Origin of the sequence: Mycobacterium xenopi, from assembly GCF_009936235.1 — a bacterium.
Taxonomy (GTDB): domain Bacteria; phylum Actinomycetota; class Actinomycetes; order Mycobacteriales; family Mycobacteriaceae; genus Mycobacterium; species Mycobacterium xenopi.
The window spans coordinates 2,853,960-2,871,144 of sequence record NZ_AP022314.1 but is presented as its reverse complement, the minus strand read 5'-3'; the positions used below and the strand labels follow the sequence as shown (position 1 = coordinate 2,871,144).

The 17,185-nt window shown below is 67.7% G+C and carries 22 protein-coding genes and 1 pseudogene; 18 read left to right on the top strand and 5 right to left on the bottom strand.

The features are described 5' to 3' along the window. The first annotated feature begins 7 nt into the window (after positions 1 to 7). Both bsaP and MYXE_RS13355 read left to right on the top strand, forming a co-directional pair. The gene (gene bsaP, locus MYXE_RS13360) at positions 8 to 238 is read left to right on the top strand and encodes a biotin synthase auxiliary protein BsaP (RefSeq protein WP_003920330.1); all 231 of its coding nucleotides are present in this window, start codon (positions 8 to 10) and stop codon (positions 236 to 238) included. Next, positions 235 to 873: a DUF2567 domain-containing protein gene (locus MYXE_RS13355; protein WP_085198358.1), complete on the top strand. Its 639-nt coding sequence runs from the start codon at positions 235 to 237 to the stop codon at positions 871 to 873. Before bsaP ends, MYXE_RS13355 begins: the two co-directional genes overlap by 4 nt. On the opposite strand, the gene MYXE_RS13350 is transcribed toward MYXE_RS13355, so the two are convergent. Together MYXE_RS13350 and MYXE_RS13345 are read right to left on the bottom strand one after the other, a co-directional pair. After that, positions 874 to 2,211 (bottom strand): lipase family protein, encoded by a 1,338-nt coding sequence (locus MYXE_RS13350; protein ID WP_003920332.1) that lies wholly within the window; start codon positions 2,209 to 2,211, stop codon positions 874 to 876. A gap of 77 nt (positions 2,212 to 2,288) precedes the next feature. Further along, positions 2,289 to 2,993, bottom strand: coding sequence for an NUDIX hydrolase (locus MYXE_RS13345; protein ID WP_085198353.1), 705 nt, complete (start codon positions 2,991 to 2,993; stop codon positions 2,289 to 2,291). Positions 2,994 to 3,043: 50 nt separating this feature from the next. On the opposite strand from MYXE_RS13345, the gene nadA reads away from it, so the two are divergent. The 3 genes and pseudogenes from nadA to nadC all read left to right on the top strand — a co-directional run bounded on the left by nadA (position 3,044) and on the right by nadC (position 6,523). Then, on the top strand, positions 3,044 to 4,093 hold the full coding sequence (gene nadA, locus MYXE_RS13340) for a quinolinate synthase NadA (RefSeq protein WP_085198351.1): 1,050 nt from the start codon (positions 3,044 to 3,046) through the stop codon (positions 4,091 to 4,093). Then, positions 4,090 to 5,661 carry an L-aspartate oxidase gene (locus MYXE_RS13335; RefSeq protein WP_085198348.1) on the top strand — a complete coding sequence of 524 codons (1,572 nt, stop codon included), beginning with the start codon at positions 4,090 to 4,092 and terminating at the stop codon, positions 5,659 to 5,661. Before nadA ends, MYXE_RS13335 begins: the two co-directional genes overlap by 4 nt. Positions 5,662 to 5,753: 92 nt before the next feature. Beyond that, positions 5,754 to 6,523 (top strand): annotated as a pseudogene (gene nadC / locus MYXE_RS13330) (carboxylating nicotinate-nucleotide diphosphorylase). A gap of 40 nt (positions 6,524 to 6,563) precedes the next feature. On the opposite strand, the gene MYXE_RS13325 reads toward nadC, so the two are convergent. Next, positions 6,564 to 7,166: a TetR/AcrR family transcriptional regulator gene (locus tag MYXE_RS13325; RefSeq protein WP_003920337.1), complete on the bottom strand. Its 603-nt coding sequence runs from the start codon at positions 7,164 to 7,166 to the stop codon at positions 6,564 to 6,566. A gap of 50 nt (positions 7,167 to 7,216) precedes the next feature. On the opposite strand from MYXE_RS13325, the gene MYXE_RS13320 reads away from it, so the two are divergent. Further along, positions 7,217 to 7,888 carry an alcohol dehydrogenase catalytic domain-containing protein gene (locus MYXE_RS13320; protein WP_232061609.1) on the top strand — a complete coding sequence of 224 codons (672 nt, stop codon included), beginning with the start codon at positions 7,217 to 7,219 and terminating at the stop codon, positions 7,886 to 7,888. Continuing rightward, on the top strand, positions 7,789 to 8,244 hold the full coding sequence (locus MYXE_RS24535) for an MDR/zinc-dependent alcohol dehydrogenase-like family protein (RefSeq protein ID WP_232061895.1): 456 nt from the start codon (positions 7,789 to 7,791) through the stop codon (positions 8,242 to 8,244). The genes MYXE_RS13320 and MYXE_RS24535 overlap by 100 nt, the downstream gene beginning before the upstream one ends. 11 nt (positions 8,245 to 8,255) lie before the next feature. Here the strand turns inward: MYXE_RS24535 and MYXE_RS13315 are convergent, their stop codons facing one another. Beyond that, positions 8,256 to 8,666: a nitroreductase family deazaflavin-dependent oxidoreductase gene (locus MYXE_RS13315; RefSeq protein WP_003920339.1), complete on the bottom strand. Its 411-nt coding sequence runs from the start codon at positions 8,664 to 8,666 to the stop codon at positions 8,256 to 8,258. A gap of 60 nt (positions 8,667 to 8,726) precedes the next feature. On the opposite strand from MYXE_RS13315, the gene hisD reads away from it, so the two are divergent. From hisD to hisI, 8 genes are read left to right on the top strand one after another with little or no spacing between them, the layout of a single operon-like run. Beyond that, positions 8,727 to 10,043, top strand: a complete 1,317-nt coding sequence (gene hisD / locus MYXE_RS13310) for a histidinol dehydrogenase (RefSeq protein ID WP_112650170.1) — start codon at positions 8,727 to 8,729, stop codon at positions 10,041 to 10,043. Then, positions 10,040 to 11,164 carry a histidinol-phosphate transaminase gene (locus MYXE_RS13305; protein ID WP_085198337.1) on the top strand — a complete coding sequence of 375 codons (1,125 nt, stop codon included), beginning with the start codon at positions 10,040 to 10,042 and terminating at the stop codon, positions 11,162 to 11,164. The genes hisD and MYXE_RS13305 overlap by 4 nt, the downstream gene beginning before the upstream one ends. Continuing rightward, on the top strand, positions 11,161 to 11,775 hold the full coding sequence (hisB, locus tag MYXE_RS13300; protein WP_085198334.1) for an imidazoleglycerol-phosphate dehydratase HisB: 615 nt from the start codon (positions 11,161 to 11,163) through the stop codon (positions 11,773 to 11,775). Before MYXE_RS13305 ends, hisB begins: the two co-directional genes overlap by 4 nt. Then, on the top strand, positions 11,772 to 12,392 hold the full coding sequence (hisH, locus tag MYXE_RS13295) for an imidazole glycerol phosphate synthase subunit HisH (protein ID WP_085198332.1): 621 nt from the start codon (positions 11,772 to 11,774) through the stop codon (positions 12,390 to 12,392). Before hisB ends, hisH begins: the two co-directional genes overlap by 4 nt. Then, positions 12,389 to 13,126, top strand: coding sequence for a bifunctional 1-(5-phosphoribosyl)-5-((5-phosphoribosylamino)methylideneamino)imidazole-4-carboxamide isomerase/phosphoribosylanthranilate isomerase PriA (gene priA / locus MYXE_RS13290; protein ID WP_003920344.1), 738 nt, complete (start codon positions 12,389 to 12,391; stop codon positions 13,124 to 13,126). The genes hisH and priA overlap by 4 nt, the downstream gene beginning before the upstream one ends. 2 nt (positions 13,127 to 13,128) lie before the next feature. After that, positions 13,129 to 13,929: an inositol monophosphatase family protein gene (locus MYXE_RS13285; protein ID WP_085198329.1), complete on the top strand. Its 801-nt coding sequence runs from the start codon at positions 13,129 to 13,131 to the stop codon at positions 13,927 to 13,929. Position 13,930: 1 nt separating this feature from the next. Continuing rightward, positions 13,931 to 14,716 carry an imidazole glycerol phosphate synthase subunit HisF gene (gene hisF / locus MYXE_RS13280; RefSeq protein ID WP_085198326.1) on the top strand — a complete coding sequence of 262 codons (786 nt, stop codon included), beginning with the start codon at positions 13,931 to 13,933 and terminating at the stop codon, positions 14,714 to 14,716. Then, positions 14,713 to 15,060, top strand: a complete 348-nt coding sequence (gene hisI / locus MYXE_RS13275; RefSeq protein WP_085198323.1) for a phosphoribosyl-AMP cyclohydrolase — start codon at positions 14,713 to 14,715, stop codon at positions 15,058 to 15,060. The genes hisF and hisI overlap by 4 nt, the downstream gene beginning before the upstream one ends. A gap of 109 nt (positions 15,061 to 15,169) precedes the next feature. On the opposite strand, the gene MYXE_RS24020 is transcribed toward hisI, so the two are convergent. After that, complete coding sequence (locus MYXE_RS24020) at positions 15,170 to 15,508, bottom strand: thioredoxin family protein (protein ID WP_232061608.1); 339 nt, start codon at positions 15,506 to 15,508, stop codon at positions 15,170 to 15,172. A 276-nt stretch (positions 15,509 to 15,784) separates the two neighbouring features. Between MYXE_RS24020 and MYXE_RS13265 the strand changes: the two genes are divergently transcribed. The 3 genes from MYXE_RS13265 (at position 15,785) to MYXE_RS13260 (ending at position 16,677) form a co-directional block, all read left to right on the top strand. Beyond that, positions 15,785 to 16,240, top strand: a complete 456-nt coding sequence (locus MYXE_RS13265; protein ID WP_085198631.1) for an Hsp20/alpha crystallin family protein — start codon at positions 15,785 to 15,787, stop codon at positions 16,238 to 16,240. Positions 16,241 to 16,300: 60 nt separating this feature from the next. After that, entirely contained in the window at positions 16,301 to 16,405 is a 105-nt protein-coding gene (locus tag MYXE_RS24525) for a DUF1931 family protein (RefSeq protein ID WP_218565225.1), read from the top strand. Positions 16,406 to 16,530: 125 nt separating this feature from the next. Then, positions 16,531 to 16,677 carry a DUF2905 domain-containing protein gene (locus MYXE_RS13260; protein ID WP_003920350.1) on the top strand — a complete coding sequence of 49 codons (147 nt, stop codon included), beginning with the start codon at positions 16,531 to 16,533 and terminating at the stop codon, positions 16,675 to 16,677. The last annotated feature ends 508 nt before the right edge of the window (positions 16,678 to 17,185 follow it).

Genomic DNA, 17,185 nt, shown 5'->3' with positions numbered 1-17,185 from the left:
GGAGGCGATGGTTCGCGATCTGCCCGCTCCGCTCGGCGCGGGGAGCTACGACGTCTACACCGGGGACCCGGCGGGCACCTCGGTATCGCCGCCCGCCGCCCGGTTGGGGTTGGAGCCGCCTCGGTTCTGCGCGGAATGCGGCCGCCGGATGGTTGTCCAGGTGCGGCCCGATGGTTGGTGGGCCAAGTGTTCCCGGCACGGCCGGGTGGACTCCACCGACCTGGAAACGCGGCGATGAGCGAGCCCCGTTCGGGTGACGCCCCGCGCGCGTCTCGTCGACGAGCGATCGCGGTGGTGGTGGCGGGCCTGGTCGCCGCGGGTGTGGTAATCGGCGCGCTGTGGGCGTGGATCGCCCCGCCCATCCACGGGGTCGTGGCGCTGACCCACGAGGGTGAACGAGTCCACGACTACCTCGGCAACGAAGCCGACCACTTCTTCGTCGCCGCGTTTTTGATGCTGGGGCTGTTGACGGTGGTGGCTGTGGTCGCCTCCGTGCTGGTGTGGGAATGGCGGGCCCACCGCGGGCCGGCGATGGTGGTCGCGCTGTCGGTCGGCATGGTGGGCGCCGCAGCGGCCGCAACCCCGCTGGGCGCGCTGCTGGTGCGTGCGCGCTACGGCGTCGTCGACATCGCCGCAGCGCCGCTGACGCCCGAGCACCGGGTGCACTACTTCACCGAGGCGCCGCCGGTATTCTTCGGGCCCGGCCCGCTGCAGATCGGCTGCACGCTGCTGTTGCCGGCGGCCACCACCGCCCTGGTGTACGCCTTCCTGGTCGCGGCGGCGGTGCGTGACGACCTGGGCGGCTATCCGGCGGTGGAGTCGCCGCAAGCCCCGACCGCGGTCACCGTGTCGCCGGGCGGCGGCTCGCGGTAGTTACAGCGGGCGCCGGTGCACCGGCCTGCCGGTGATGACCTTCGCCGCGATGACGCCCAGCCTGGCCATGCCGACGTAGGTGGCGGGGTTGAACAGGGTCGGCCACGTCGTGCGGAGCCGGCGCTCGTTGAGCGGTCGACGTGCGAAGCGGGCCTGCAACCAGCGCAGGGTCAGGGGCGCCGACAGCGGATGCAACAGCAGATGCTCGTTGAACGCGTCCCGGTGGTAGGTGACGTCGGCGCCACCGCCCGAGTAGGCGTCGGCCAGCGCATCGATGTCCTCGACGGCGATGAGGTAGTCGTGTACGGCCTGCACGATCAGGATCGGCGGTGTCGGCACCGCGGTGCCCAGTTTGATGTTGTCGAAAACGTATTGGACTTCGGGCATCTCGAGGATCTCCTCGAGCGGCCGGTCGAGGTACTGGTTGACGTTCTTGCCGGCCATCCGGATGACAGCCCCCACCGTCGTCATCTCCTCCAGCTGGCGAAGCAGAGTCCGCCCCGCTTCGTTGGTGTGCTTCTTGATCACCCGGTCCAGGTCGGGGTAGACGTGCGCCAGCGCAGCGATCACCAACGCCGGCAAACCAGCGAGCAGGCCGCCGTTGAGCCGCCGGAAGGTGTGGGCGAGGTCGCCGACGGGCGATCCCAGCACCGCGCCGACGATGTCGAGCTCGGGCGCGTAGTCGGCGCATACTTCGGCCGCCCATGCGGTGGCCAGCCCTCCACCGGAATAGCCCCACAACGCCACCGGCGCCGACGGCGACAGCGCGGTGCGCTCCGAGCGGAGCGCGGCGCGGACTCCGTCGAGAATGCAATAACCAGGTTGGTAAGGCGCACCCCACATGCCGTGGCGGCCCTCGTGGTCGGGCACCGACACCGCCCAGCCCTCAGCGAGGGCCGCGGTGATCAGCAGAAACTCCAGCGGGGCCAATGCGCCGATCGCCTTGGCGTAACGCCGCAGCGCATAAGAGGGGAAACAGCGGGACGCCACCGCGTCGATCGCGCACTGGTACGACAGCAGTGGGCACGGCTGCCCGGGCGCGACCTCGGCGGGGACGATCACCGTGGTCACCGCCGCCTCCGGCTTGCCGTTCATGTCGGTGGTCCGGTACAGCAGCTGGGTGGCGGTGGCCCGCTGCGGTATCAGCCCGAGAAAGGCCAGCTCGACGTCGCGGGAACGCAGCACGGTACCCGGCAGCGCGTGCTGGAAGCCGGGCGGTGGCTGGTAGAACGGGTCGTCCGACGGCAGCGGCGGACGCTCCTTGCGTCGCAGCTTTTCGTGCGGAGGACGGGCGATCCATTCGGCGCCGCTCGTGCCGGCGCGCGCGGCTGGGTCCATCGGGGCCATTGTTACTTAAGAAGGCATTAAGAATCCAGTTGCCGCGCCGGCTTTCCGGTGTGGGACGTGTCACTGGGTTAGCTGGGTGGCCGGAGCGCGGCGAACTCGTCGGTGACCCGCAGTCGGGAGTCGGTGAAGCGGTACAGCGCGGCCGGGCGGCCCCCGCTGCGGCCCGACTGGGCGATGGTGCCGGTCTGGGTGATGACGCCGCGGCGGGCCAGCACTCGCTGCAGATTGGTCGCGTCAACCTGGTAGCCCAGGGTTGCACTATAAATGTCACGCAGTGTGGATAACGCGAATTCCTTTGGCGCCAAGGCGAATCCGATATTCGTGTACGACATCTTGGCGACCAGGCGGGCCCGGGCGTGGGCCACCATCGGACCGTGGTCGAACGCCATCGGCGGTAGCGCGGTCACCGGATGCCAGCGGGTGTCGGGTGGCAGTTCCGGGGTGGCGGGGGAGGGCACCAGACCCAAAAACGTCGATGCGATCACCCGACCGCCAGGCACCCGGTGGGGATCGGAGAACACGGCCAGCTGCTCCAAATGGGCGAGCTCTCGCAGGTCGACTTTCTCGGCCAGTTGACGCCGAACCGAGGTGGTCAAATCCTCGTCGTTTCGCAGCCGTCCACCGGGCAGGGCCCATGCCCCCACTTGCGGCTCTCGCGCCCGCTGCCACAGCAGCACGTTGAGCTGGGGCTTCTCGCGTGCGCTGCCCGATCCCGGGCAGCGAACCTGGAACACGACGGCGAGCACTTCGTGCGCAGTGCTACCATGGGCCATGTTTTCGATTCTAAGTCGAAAACCTCTTCTTTTGGGCGGAAGGAACGGCCATGACGGTCCTGAATCGCACGGAAACCCTGGTAGACGAGCTGGCCGCCGGGATCGTCGACTCCCCGGCCGGCTACACCGGTGTGGACGGCAGCGAACAATGGGCCGCAGCGATTCGCCGGCTCGCGCAACTGCGCAATGCCACCATCTTGGCGCACAACTATCAGCTGCCGGCCATCCAGGACGTCGCCGACCATGTCGGTGACTCGTTGGCGCTGTCGCGGGTGGCGGCCGACGCGCCCGAGGACACCATCGTGTTCTGCGGCGTGCATTTCATGGCCGAGACCGCCAAAATCCTGAGCCCGCACAAGACTGTGCTCATCCCCGACCAGCGGGCCGGCTGTTCGTTGGCCGACTCGATCACCGTCGAAGAACTGCGCGCCTGGAAGGACGAGCATCCGGGCGCGGTCGTGGTGTCCTACGTCAACACCACCGCCGCGGTCAAGGCGCTTACCGACATCTGCTGCACGTCGTCCAACGCCGTCGACGTGGTCAACTCCATCGATCCGGACCGCGACGTCCTGTTTTGCCCCGACCAATTTTTGGGTGCGCATGTCCGGCGGGTGACCGGCCGCAAGAACCTGCACGTGTGGGCCGGCGAATGCCATGTGCACGCCGGGATCAACGGCGACGAGCTCGCCGACCGGGCCCGCCGGCACCCCGACGCCGAATTATTCGTGCACCCCGAATGTGGTTGCGCCACTTCAGCTTTGTATCTCGCCGGGGAGGGCGCTTTCCCGCAAGACCGGGTGAAGATCCTCTCCACCGGCGGCATGCTGGACGCTGCGCGCGCTACCCGCGCCCGAGAGGTGCTGGTGGCCACCGAGGTGGGCATGCTGTATCAGCTGCGGCGCGCGGCGCCCCAGGTGGACTTCCAGGCCGTCAACGACCGGGCATCGTGCAAGTACATGAAAATGATCACCCCCGCCGCGCTGCTGCGCTGCCTGCTCGACGGCGTCGACGAGGTCGACGTGGATCCCGAGACGTCGGCGCTGGCGCGGCGCAGTGTGCAACGGATGATCGAGATCGGCCAGCCGGGTGGCGGCGAATGACCCCGGCTTGGGAACAGCGAGCCGACGTCGTCGTCATCGGTACCGGCGTCGCCGGGTTAGCGGCCGCGCTGGCCGCTCACCGGGCGGGGCGACGCGTCGTGGTGCTCAGCAAGGCCGCCCAAACAAGCGGGGTCACCGCCACCCACTACGCCCAGGGTGGTATCGCAGTGGTGCTGCCCGACAGCGACGACTCGGTCGAGGCGCATGTCGCCGACACGCTGGCCGCGGGCGCAGGGTTGTGTGACCCCGACGCGGTGCGCTCGATCGTCGCGGACGGGTTTCGCGCGGTAGCGGAATTGGTCCGCGACGGAGCGCGATTCGACGAAGACTTCCCTGGCCGGTGGGCGGTGACCCGAGAAGGCGGCCACTCGCACCGCCGTATCGTGCACGCCGGAGGTGACGCCACCGGGGCAGAGGTGCAACGCGTGCTCGACAATGCGGCTGCCGCACTGGATATCCGCACCGGCCACACCGCCGTGCAGGTGTTGCACGACGATGCGGCGGTGACGGGGGTGTCGGTGCTCAATCCCGACGGACTCGGCGTCGTGCACGCGCCGTCGGTGATCTTGGCCACCGGTGGGCTCGGGCATCTCTATGGGGTGACCACCAATCCCGACGGTTCGACCGGCGACGGTGTCGCGCTGGCACTGCGGGCCGGTGTCGCGGTGAGCGATCTCGAGTTCATCCAGTTTCATCCGACCATGCTGTTCGGCGGCCTCGCCGGAGGCCGGCGACCACTGGTCACCGAGGCGATCCGCGGCGAGGGTGCGACATTGGTTGATGCCCAAGGTGTTTCGGTGATGGCGGGCGTGCATCCGATGGGTGATCTGGCGCCGCGCGACGTGGTCGCGGCTGCCATCGACGCCCGGCTGAAGGCAACCGGTGACCCGTGTGTGTACCTGGATGCCCGCGGGATTGCCGACTTCGAATCCCGGTTCCCGACCGTCACCGCGGCTTGCCAGGCGGTCGGTGTCGACCCTGTGCGCCAGCCCATACCGGTCGTGCCGGGCGCGCACTACAGCTGCGGCGGCGTCGTCACCGATGTCTGCGGCCGCACCGAGTTGCCTGGCCTGTTCGCCGCCGGGGAGGTCGCTCGCACCGGAATGCACGGCGCCAACAGGCTGGCGTCCAACAGCCTGCTGGAGGGGCTGGTCGTCGGCGGACGTGCGGGACGCGCCGCCGCCGCGCACGCAGCAGCGGTCGGACCCTCATACGCGAAACCGATTGAGCTAACCAGCTATTCGGCTGTGGAGCGCCGCGAACTGCAACGGGCGATGACGCGGGACGCATCGGTGGTCCGCGATGCCGTCGGGCTGCAGCGGTTGCTCGACACGTTGTCCGCAGCGACGGGCCGGCCCGTCGAAAACCGGGCCGACGTCGAAGACGCGGCATTGACCCTGACCGCTCGCGCGGTCGCCGCGGCGGCGCTCGCCCGCGACGAGAGCCGGGGTTGCCACACCCGGGCCGACTACCCGCACACCACACCCGAACAGGCGCAAAGCAGTGTGGTTCGGCTGGCCGACGACGAGATCGGCGTGCACGTCGAGGCTTTGGCGGCGGTGTGCTGATGACTGCGGCGGCATTGTCGGGCTGCGACCTGGCCGAAGCTCGCGCCGTGATACGACGCGCCCTGGACGAGGATTTACGTTACGGACCGGATGTGACCACGTCGGCAACCGTGCCGGCCGAAGCGGTGACGACCGCGTCGCTGGTGACCCGGGAACCCGGCGTGATCGCCGGTGTGGACATCGCGCTGCTGGTGCTCGAGGAAGTGCTCGACGGCGAATACCGGGTACTCGACCGCGTCGACGACGGCGCCCGACTGCAGCCGGGCTCTCCGCTGCTGGTGCTCGAGGCGCCGACCCGCGGTTTGTTGACCGCCGAGCGCACCATGCTGAATCTGGTCGGCCACCTCTCGGGGATCGCCACCACGACTGCTGCGTGGGTTGACGCGGTGCGGGGGACCAAAGCGCAGATCCGTGATACCCGCAAGACGCTGCCCGGGCTGCGGGCGCTGCAGAAGTACGCGGTGCGCGTCGGCGGGGGTGTGAACCATCGGCTGGGCCTGGGCGATGCCGCGCTGATCAAGGACAACCACGTCGCCGCGGCGGCTCGGTGGTGGCGGCGCTGCGCGCAGTGCGCGCGGCCACACCCGATCTGCCGTGCGAAGTGGAAGTGGATTCGCTGGAGCAACTCGACGAGGTGCTGGCAGAAAAGCCGGAGTTGGTGCTGCTGGACAACTTTGCGGTGTGGCAGACCCAGATCGCGGTGCAGCGTCGCGATGCCCGCGCTGCGGGTACCAAGCTCGAGTCCTCCGGGGGTCTGTCGCTGGACAATGCCGCGCAATACGCCGCCACCGGGGTCGACTTCCTTGCGGTGGGTGCGCTCACCCACTCGACGCGGGTGCTCGACATCGGCCTGGACACGTGAGCCAGCCTCGACCGAGCAGACGCAAAAGCGCCCAAATCGCCTAAATATAAGCAGACTTCGCATCTGTTCGCGGATAGCCATTGCGTAGCAGCAGGCGCGCTGCCGGTTTGGCAGCCTCAAGCGCAGCCGTATCGCCAGCGGTCCGGGACAGTATCAAAGCGCCCTCAATCAACGAAATTACCGCTGTAGCAAAGCTTTCTGCGTCTTTGATGGGCCAACCCTCGGCGACCAGCCGTTCTTCGATCGCTGTGCACCAGCCCTTGAACACACGCGCCGAGGCCTCGCGCACCATGGGACTGGCGTTCACTGACTCGGTGGCGATCGGCTCGATTGGGCAGCCGTCCCGTTGGTCGCCGGCGAGACCGTCGATAAGCAGGTCGATCCAGCGATCGACGATGTCGGCCACCGAGCGGTCGCTGGCCAGAAATCGACGCAGCAGTTGTTCGATGCCGGTCCCTGCGGTCTCGACGACCGCGGCGGCCAACTGCTGCTTGCCTCGTGGGAAGTGGTGATACAGGGAGCCGGGCTTCGCTCCGGCCTCCGCGAGGATCTGATTGAGCCCGGTTGCGGCATAGCCCTGTCGGCGGAACAGGGTGGCGGCGGTGTTGATCAGGGCGGCCCGGCTGCGATCAGGTCTCGGCACATTGCCCAATACTACTTGCTATTTTTGAGTGATTACTCAATAATCGGGTAGTGCGGCAATTGGTGTTTGAAGAAGACGGCCGCTACGCGTGGCGAGAGACGGTCGAACCCGAGATCAAGTCACCAGAACAGGCACTGGTGCGACCGACGGCGGTGGCCTGTTGCGATCTTGACGTCGCGGTCGTGGAGGGGAGACTGCCGATGCCGCCCGGACACGCGGTCGGCCACGAGGGGCTGGGTGAGGTCGTCGCGGTTGGCGACGATGTCCACACCGTCCGGGCGGGCGACCGGGTGGTGGTGCCGTTTCAGATCAGCTGCGGCGGTTGCGCACATTGCCGCCGCGGCGTGACGGGCTCGTGCGCGTCGGTGCCGTTACTGGCGATGTACGGCATGGCCCCGATTGCCGGGCTGGACGGTGGCGGATTTATGTCCGACCTGGTGTTGGTGCCGTATGCCGACGCGATGCTGATTCCGGTACCCGAATCCGTCGATCCGGTCGCAATCGCCTCGTTGTCGGACAACATTCCCGACGGCTGGCGCACGGTGGCGCCCTTCCGCGCCGAGCTGGACAGCCTCGAGCCCGTCGACCGTCGCGTCCTAGTGGTGGGCGGCTCTCGATCGGGTTGTACGCGGCGGCGTTCGCCTCAGCGCTCGGTGCGCACGTCGACTACGTCGACACCGACCCGAAGCGGCTTGCCGCGGCCGAAAAGCTCGGTGCCGTAGCGCACGACCGCGCGACGCCGGACAAGTCGTGGAATCCGTATCCGGTCGCTGTGCACACCTCGGCCGATCCTGCGCTGCTGGCCTCCACTTTGCGCGTCACCTGGCCCGACGGTGTCTGCACCGACACCGGCGCGTACTTCCAGCCGTCGGTGGATCTGCCGTTGCTGGCGATGTACACCCGTGGCGTACGGTTCGTCACCGGGCGCGTCAACGCCCGTGCCGTCATCCCTGAGATCGTCAGCGTGATCACAGGTGGATGCGATCTGTCGCCGGTGGTCGAGCAGGTCGTGCCGTGGGAGGACGCGCCGTCGGCGTGGCCGACGATGACCGGCAAGACGGTCTTTACCCGCGCTTAAGCGGCCGCGCCTTAGGCGATATCGGCGACGAAGACGCCCATCCGGCGCGCCTGGATCCGGGCCGGCCAGGGCAGCTCTTGGCCACCGGTGCCGGCGGGCAGAATCCGTGGGTTGGTGATGTGGACCGACCGCCGCAAGAACTGCACATCGGCTTCGCCTGCGGCCAGCACATTTTTCACCCAGTCGGTTTTGCCGTGGCCGAGCACAATCGCCAGCAGGTTGCCCTTGCGGTACGCGGTCACGATCGTCTCGTAGGGTTTGCCGGACTTACGGCCGCGGTGCTTGATGAGCGCCGCACCGGGCAGATAACGCGCAAACGGCTTAAGAGCCGGGTTCATGTACTTGACCTGCCACCGCTCGAACCACGGCGGGAACATCATCGGCACGCCCGGAGCGCTGTTGGGACGATCCTGTACGGACATGCGGTCACTGTACCGGTCCGATATCCATTTGAGCTGCCTGGGACAATGGTCGGCGTGAATGTGATGGCCCGCATCGACCTGCGCGGCGCGCAGCTGTCGGCTGCCCGGCTGGGGGCAGCGTTGCCGCGCGGTGGCGCCGACGTCGATGCGGTGCTGGCGACGGTGCAACCGATCGTCGAGGCGGTGGCGGAGCGGGGCGCGGATGCAGCACTGGACTTCGGCGCGTCGTTCGACGGGGTGCGGCCGACGGCTGTGCGGGTGCCGGTTGCCGAGCTCGACGCGGCGATCGCGGGGCTCGACAGTGACATTAGGGAGGCGCTGCAGGTGGCGATCGACCGGACCCGCGCGGTCCATGCCCGGCAGCGCCGCGCCGACGTCACGACCACCCTGGGCCCCGGTGCCACGGTCACCCAGCGGTGGGTTCCCGTGGAGCGGGTGGGCCTGTATGTGCCCGGCGGCAACGCCGTATACCCCTCGAGTGTGGTGATGAACGTGGTGCCGGCGCAGGTCGCCGGCGTCGACTCGCTGGTAGTGGCCAGCCCACCGCAGGCCGCGCACAACGGTCTGCCCCATCCGACGATCCTGGCCGCCGCCCGGCTGCTCGGCGTCGACGAAGTCTGGTCGGTGGGCGGGGCGCAGGCGGTGGCATTGCTGGCCTACGGCGGCACCGACACCGATGGCACCGACCTGACGCCGGTCGACATGATCACCGGGCCGGGCAACGCCTACGTCACCGCCGCCAAGCGGCTTTGCCGCTCCCGCGTGGGCATCGATGCGGAAGCCGGGCCGACCGAAATCGCCATCCTCGCCGACCACACCGCCGATCCCGCGCACGTCGCCGCCGATCTGATCAGCCAGGCCGAGCACGACGTGATGGCCGCCAGCGTGCTGGTCACCCCCAGCCTCGAACTGGCCGACGCCACCGAGGCGGAGCTGGCCGGCCAGCTGCAGACCACGGCGCACCGGGACAGGGTGGCTGCCGCACTCTCCGGTAAGCAGTCGGCGATCATCCTGGTCGACGACCTTGACGTCGGCATCAACGTGGTGAACATGTACGCAGCCGAGCATCTGGAGATACAGACCGTCGACGCCGCCGCGGTGGCGGCCCGGATCCGTTCGGCGGGAGCGATTTTCGTCGGCCCTTACTCGCCGGTGAGCCTGGGCGACTACTGCGCGGGCTCCAACCACGTGTTGCCGACCGCCGGCTGCGCCCGGCATTCCAGCGGGCTCTCGGTGCAGACCTTTTTGCGGGGCATCAACGTCGTCGACTACACCGAGGCGGCGCTTAAAGATGTGTCGGGGCACGTGATCACGTTGGCCCAGGCCGAAGACCTGCCCGCGCACGGGGAGGCGATAAGACGAAGGTTCGAGCGATGAGCGACCGCCCCACGCTCGACCAGCTGCCACTGCGCGACGACCTGCGCGGTAAAACTCCTTACGGTGCACCGCAATTGGCCGTACCGGTGCGGCTGAACACCAACGAGAACCCGCACCCGCCCACCCAGGCGCTCGTCGACGACGTCGCGCGGTCGGTGCATGAAGCCGCCGCGGGGTTACACCGCTATCCGGACCGTGACGCGGTAGCCCTGCGTCGCGACCTGGCCGCGTATCTGTCCGCGCAGACCGGCGTCCCGCTCGGTGTCGAAAATGTCTGGGCCGCCAACGGTTCCAACGAGATTCTGCAGCAGCTGTTGCAGGCGTTCGGCGGGCCCGGCCGCACTGCGATCGGTTTCGTTCCGTCGTATTCCATGCACCCGATCATCTCGGACGGCACTCACACCGAGTGGCTGCAGGCGGCTCGCGCCGACGATTTCAGCATCGACGTCGACGCCGCCGTCGCCGCGGTCGCCGAGCGCCAGCCCGACGTGGTGATGGTTGCCAGTCCCAATAACCCGTCCGGGCAGAGTGTTTCGTTGGCAGACCTGCGGCGGTTGCTGCAGGTGGCGCCTGGGATGGTGGTCGTCGACGAGGCCTACGGGGAGTTCTCGTCGCGACCCAGCGCGGTCCAGCTGGTGGCCGAGTATCCGGCCAAGCTCGTCGTCACCCGCACCATGAGCAAGGCTTTCGCGTTCGCCGGCGGCCGGCTGGGCTACCTGATCGCCACCCCCGCGGTGGTCGAGGCGATGTTGTTGGTGCGGCTGCCCTATCACCTGTCGTCGCTGACGCAGGCCGCGGCCCGGGCGGCACTGCGCCACGCCGACGACACCCTGGCCAGCGTGGCCGCGCTGATCGCCGAACGCAAACGGGTGGCAGCGGAGTTGGCCCGCATGGGTTTTCGGGTCATCCCCAGCGATGCGAACTTCGTGTTGTTCGGGCAGTTCGCCGACGCCCCCACCGCCTGGCAACGCTACCTAGACGCCGGTGTGCTGATCCGCGACGTCGGCATCCCGGGATTTTTGCGCGCCACCACGGGACTCGCCGAGGAGAACGACGCGTTTTTGAAGGCCAGCGCGCACCTCGCGACCACTGAACTGGCCCAGCCGCTAGGAGCGTCATGACTACCAATCGCCGCGCGCGTATCGAACGCACTACCAAGGAATGTGACATCGTCGTGGAGGTCGACCTCGACGGCACAGGGCAGGTCGATGTCGACACTGGGATCCCGTTCTACGACCACATGCTCACTGCGCTGGGCAGTCACGCCAGTTTCGATTTGACAGTGCGCGCCAAGGGTGACGTCGAGATCGAAGCACACCACACCATCGAAGACACCGCGATCGTGCTCGGCCAGGCGCTCGGGCAGGCGCTCGGCGACAAGACGGGCATCCGCCGGTTCGGCGACGCCTTCGTCCCGATGGACGAGGCGCTGGCCCACGCCGCCGTCGACGTGTCCGGCCGGCCCTACTGTGTACACACTGGCGAGCCGGACCACTTGCGGCACTTCACGATTGCCGGCAACACGGTGCCGTATCACACCGTGGTCAATCGGCATGTTTTCGAGACGCTGGCGATGAACGCCCGCATCGCGCTGCATGTGCGCATCCTCTACGGGCGCGACCCGCATCACATCACCGAGGCGCAGTACAAGGCCGTCGCCCGCGCATTGCGCCAGGCCGTCGAACCCGATCCCCGGGTGTCCGGGGTGCCGTCGACCAAAGGCAGCCTGTGACCCGAAAGTCGGTGGTGGTCCTCGACTACGGCTCGGGAAACCTGCGTTCGGCGCAGCGGGCGCTCGAACGCGTCGGGGTTTCGGTGAAGGTGAGCGCCGACCCCGACGTCGCCGCGCGCGCCGACGGTCTGGTCGTGCCCGGCGTGGGCGCGTTCGCGGCCTGTATGGAAGGTCTTCGAAAAGTCAATGGCGACAAGCTGATCGCTAAACGAGTTGCCGCCGGCCGGCCGGTGTTGGGCATCTGTGTGGGCATGCAGATCTTGTTCGCGCGGGGCATCGAGTTCGGCGTCGAATCACTCGGTTGCGGGCAGTGGCCAGGAGCGGTCACCCGACTCGACGCCCCGGTGATTCCGCACATGGGCTGGAACGTGGTGACGGCCGCACCGGGCAGCGCGCTGTTCAAAGGCCTGGACGCCGACACCCGCTTTTATTTCGTGCACTCCTATGCGGCCCAGCGTTGGGAGGGCGCGGCCGACGCGCTGCTGACGTGGGCCAGCTACCACGTTCCGTTCCTGGCCGCGGTCGAGGACGGCCCGCTGGCCGCGACCCAGTTCCATCCCGAAAAGAGCGGTGACGCCGGCGCGGTCCTGCTGAGCAATTGGGTCGAGGGGCTATGACCGGATTGATTGTGCTACCGGCCGTCGACGTGGTCGACGGGCGGGCGGTGCGCTTGGTGCAAGGTCGCGCCGGCAGCGAAAGCGAGTACGGCTCAGCGGTCGATGCTGCGCTGGCCTGGCAGCGTGACGGCGCCGAGTGGATTCATCTGGTCGATATCGATGCCGCGTTCGGGCGCGGGTCCAACCGCGAACTGCTGGCCGAAGTCGTGGGCAAACTCGACGTTCATGTTGAGCTGTCGGGTGGCATCCGCGACGACGAGTCGCTGGCAGCGGCGCTGGCCACCGGGTGCGCCCGGGTCAACCTGGGCACCGCGGCGCTGGAAAACCCGCAATGGTGCGCCGAGGTGATCGCCGAGCATGGCGAACGGGTGGCCGTCGGCCTGGACGTCCGAATTGTCGCCGGCCAGCATCGGCTGCGGGGCCGCGGCTGGGAGACGGACGGCGGCGACCTGTGGGACGTGCTGGAACGCCTTGTTGTCCAAGGCTGTTCACGTTTTGTGGTCACCGACGTCAGCAAGGACGGCACGCTCACCGGCCCCAATCTGGATTTGCTTCGTGCGGTCGCGGAACGCACCGACGCCCCGGTGATCGCATCCGGCGGGGTGTCCAGCCTGGACGACCTACGCGCCATCGCCACCCTGGCCGGCAGCGGGGTCGAGGGCGTCATCGTTGGAAAAGCGCTCTACGCTGGGCGATTCAGCTTGCCGCAGGCGCTGGCGGCGGTGCGGGAATGACGATGGATCTGGACGCGCTGGTGGCCGAAGCGTCGGCCATTCTGGACGCCGCCACCGAGCAGTTCGTCGCCGGCCATCGCGCCGACTCGGCGGTCAACAAAAGGGGCAACGACTTCGCCACCAAAGTCGACCTGGAAATCGAACGCCGGGTCGTCGAAGCGCTGGTTCGGGCCACCGGGATCGATGTTCACGGCGAGGAGTTCGGCGGTGCGGGCGTCGACTCACCCTGGGTATGGGTGCTGGACCCGGTCGACGGGACGTTCAACTATGCGGCCGGCTCGCCGATGTCGGCGATGTTGTTGGGGCTCTTGCACAACGGCGATCCGGTGGCCGGACTGACGTGGTTGCCGTTCACCGGGCAGCGCTACACCGCTGTGGTCGGTGGACCGTTGGTCAAGAATGGTGTGCCGCAGCCGCCGCTGGTGCACACCGAGCTCGCTCATTCGATCGTCGGTGTCGGCACGTTCAACGCCGACTCGCGGGGACGCTTCCCGGGACGGTTTCGGCTCGCCGTGCTGGAAAACTTGAGCCGGGTGTCGTCGCGGCTGCGGATGCACGGTGCCACTGGCATCGACCTCGCCTATGTCGCCGACGGAATTCTCGGTGGGGCGATCAGTTTCGGCGACCATGTCTGGGACCACGCGGCCGGGGTAGCACTGGTACGGGCAGCCGGCGGGATCGTCACCAACCTCGCCGGCGACCCGTGGACGCCCGACGCCCGCTCGGCGCTGGCCGCAGCACCTGGAGTGCACGCCGAGATGCTCGCGATTTTGCGCCGCACCGGCAGTCCGGAGGACTACTGACATGTATTGCGGTGACGGCCTTGCGGTGCGGGTGATCCCCTGCCTCGATGTCGACCACGGCCGGGTGGTCAAGGGCGTCAACTTCGAAAACCTGCGCGACGCGGGCGATCCGGTTGAACTCGCCGCGGTCTACGACGCCGAGGGCGCCGACGAGCTGACCTTTCTTGACGTCACCGCGTCGTCGTCGGGGCGGGCCACCATGCTCGAGGTGGTACGCCGCGCCGCCGAGCAGGTATTCATCCCGCTCACCGTCGGCGGCGGCGTGCGCACGGTAGCCGATGTCGACGCGCTGCTGCGCGCCGGCGCCGACAAAGTGTCGGTCAACACCGCCGCGATCGCGCGCCCAGAGTTGCTGGGCGAGATGGCGCGTGCGTTCGGTTCCCAGTGCATCGTGTTGTCGGTGGATGCGCGCACCGTGCCGCCCGGATCGCCGCCGACCCCGTCTGGCTGGGAGGTCACCACGCACGGTGGTCGGCGGGGCACCGGCATCGATGCCGTCGAATGGGCAGCCCGCGGCGCCGAGCTCGGGGTGGGCGAAATACTGCTGAATTCGATGGACGCCGACGGCACCCAAGCCGGCTTCGACCTGCCGATGTTGCGGGCGGTGCGGGCCGCGGTCACCGTGCCGGTGATCGCCAGCGGAGGCGCTGGGGCGGTGGAGCACTTCGCGCCCGCGGTGTTCGCGGGCGCCGACGCGGTGTTGGCCGCCAGCGTGTTTCACTTCCGGCAGCTGTCGATCGGTCAGGTCAAGGCGGCCATGGCTGCAGCGGGAATCACGGTGCGATGACGCTCGATCCCGATATCGCCGCCCGGCTCAAGCGCAACGCCGACGGATTGATTACCGCCGTGGTGCAGGAGCGCACCAGCGGCGATGTGCTGATGGTGGCGTGGATGGACGACGCGGCGCTGGCCCGGACCTTGGAAACCCGCGAGGCGACCTACTTTTCGCGGTCGCGTGGCGAGCAGTGGGTGAAGGGCGCCACCTCCGGGCATACCCAGCATGTGCATTCGGTGCGGCTCGACTGCGACGGCGATGCGGTGTTGCTGGTGGTCGACCAAGTCGGCGGAGCTTGCCACACCGGCGATCACAGTTGCTTCGACGCCGACGTCCTGCTGGGTCCGCAAGACTGATCGCAATGGCGTCGGCGTGCTAACCCAAGGCTAAGGCACATCGAGTTCACGGCATGGCCGCCATGCTTCGGCCTGGCTCGCGAAACGTCGCCCGGGCAATGTCACCAGGTCAATCTCCTAATCTGTGTTGCGGCGCACGTTGCGTCGGAGGGTGCGTCATTGACCCACCGACGCAGCACGTGACGGGCGGTACGCCGGACTGTCGCGCCAGTATCCGTCCCTGGTTCAGCAGCACCAGGGTCGGAACCGATTGCACCGCAAATCGTTTCGCCAGTGCCGGTGCAGCGTCCACGTCGACCTCGACCAGTTTGAGTGCTCCAGCGCGTTCGGCGGCGAGCTGGATCAGAGCCGGCCCGCGCTGCGGCAGGGGTCGCACCAGCTGGTCGACGCGGAACGTCGGGAAGCCTGAGGCCGCCACGCCGCCGAACACCCGCGCCGTAGACCTCATCGATGTAGACCACCTCGATCGCATGCCGGTCGGGGTCGACCGTCAGCAGCACCGCCTCGTTGCGTGTGGGCACTGCGCCGCGGTGCCCGCCTGGGCTCGGCAGCTGCGAGATGCCACAGCATTGCGCATTTGTCTGCGTGCGCCACTCGCATGCCATTACGAATCTGGGCCTGGTTTTTGGACCCCGTGGGCGCACGCGGTCGCCTGGTGCGGTTGTCACACTCGGCTACGAAACAGCACACAACTGCCACACAGGCAATGAGCGAGGAGGAACCGATGACCGACTTGACCGTTTGGTCTCCGCCCAGCTGGAGCAACCTGCTGCGCCGCCCCAGCCCGTTCACCGAGTTCGACAACTGGCTGCGCGAGATGTTCGGCGTCAGCGGTGAGGGCACAGGTGCTTTTGCCCCAGCGGCCGAGGTCGCCCGCGACGGCGACGATGCGGTGATTCGAATTGAGCTGCCGGGCGTCGACGTGGACAACGACGTCAACGTGGAAGTAGAGGGCAACAGGCTCGTGATCCACGGCGAGCGCCGCGATGAGCGCGCCGAAGAAAAAGAAGGCCGCACAGTGCGTGAGATTCGCTACGGGTCCTTTAGCAGGACGTTCACCCTGCCGTCGCATGTGACCGGCGACGCCATCTCGGCCTCGTACGATAAGGGTGTGCTGACGGTGCGGGTAGCCGGGGCTTACAAGGGAACGCAAAAGCAGCGCATCGCCATCAGTAAATGACTCAAAAGCGATCGTAGCGGTGGAGACCCTGCACCTGCGGCGGCTTGCATCGACTGGAAGGTGAGTTTCGACCCGTTCGAGATTCCAGTCATCGACCCGAAGCTCACGAATCCGTCTACCGAACACTGGGATCGTGTTTTCGCGCTGTTCAGCCTGGTATTCTGAGACCAGTCCGAACCACCCTGCGGGATAGCGAGATTGGACTACGGCCAGTGACTCGGGAGTGGGGTCCGTGGCTTGTCGGGGGAGGGTTACTCCTGCTTGTCGGCGGGCTGCTCGCGTGGACGGGCATGTTGTCATGGCTGGGTAACCTCCCCGGCGATATCAGGATCACCAGCGGCAACACGCGAATTTACATTCCGATCACATCGATGCTTCTGGTTTCCGTTGCGGTGAATGTACTTTTGTGGGTCGTGCTGTCGTTCTTCAGGCACTGAACTGGTGAGTGAAAACGGTTCCGCGCTTCCGGAGCTCGGCGACAACCCGCGAAACCATTGCTAACAATCACGCGCGTAGCCAGCCCTTTACCCCACCCCGACGGGTGGGGTAAAGGGCTGGCGCGGTGGCCCGCTTGGTTGGCTGCACGACGGGAGGCACTTGTGGCCAGTCGCGGCAGCGGCCAACGCTGCCGTCGGCGACTGGCCGCCTTCGGCGACCGGGTCGATCGAGCCCATAAACGACGCAGACACTACTCGTCTCTGGCTATGATTACCCCGGTCGGCCGCGAAGACCGGCTCAGTCAGACGGCAAGGCCGCCCGATCTTGTGTTCACCAGACGGAGTGAAGCCCATACCGGGTTGTACCCCGTCAAACTGTCGGTGGGGGTCACGTCATAGCACAGCAAGATGCCTCACAGCCGCCAGAGGCCAACAGCGTCGGCGGACCGGCACTGCCGTCAGGCAGGCCTGCAACCAAGCCATGGCGCACCGAGGGCCTTCCGGCGGG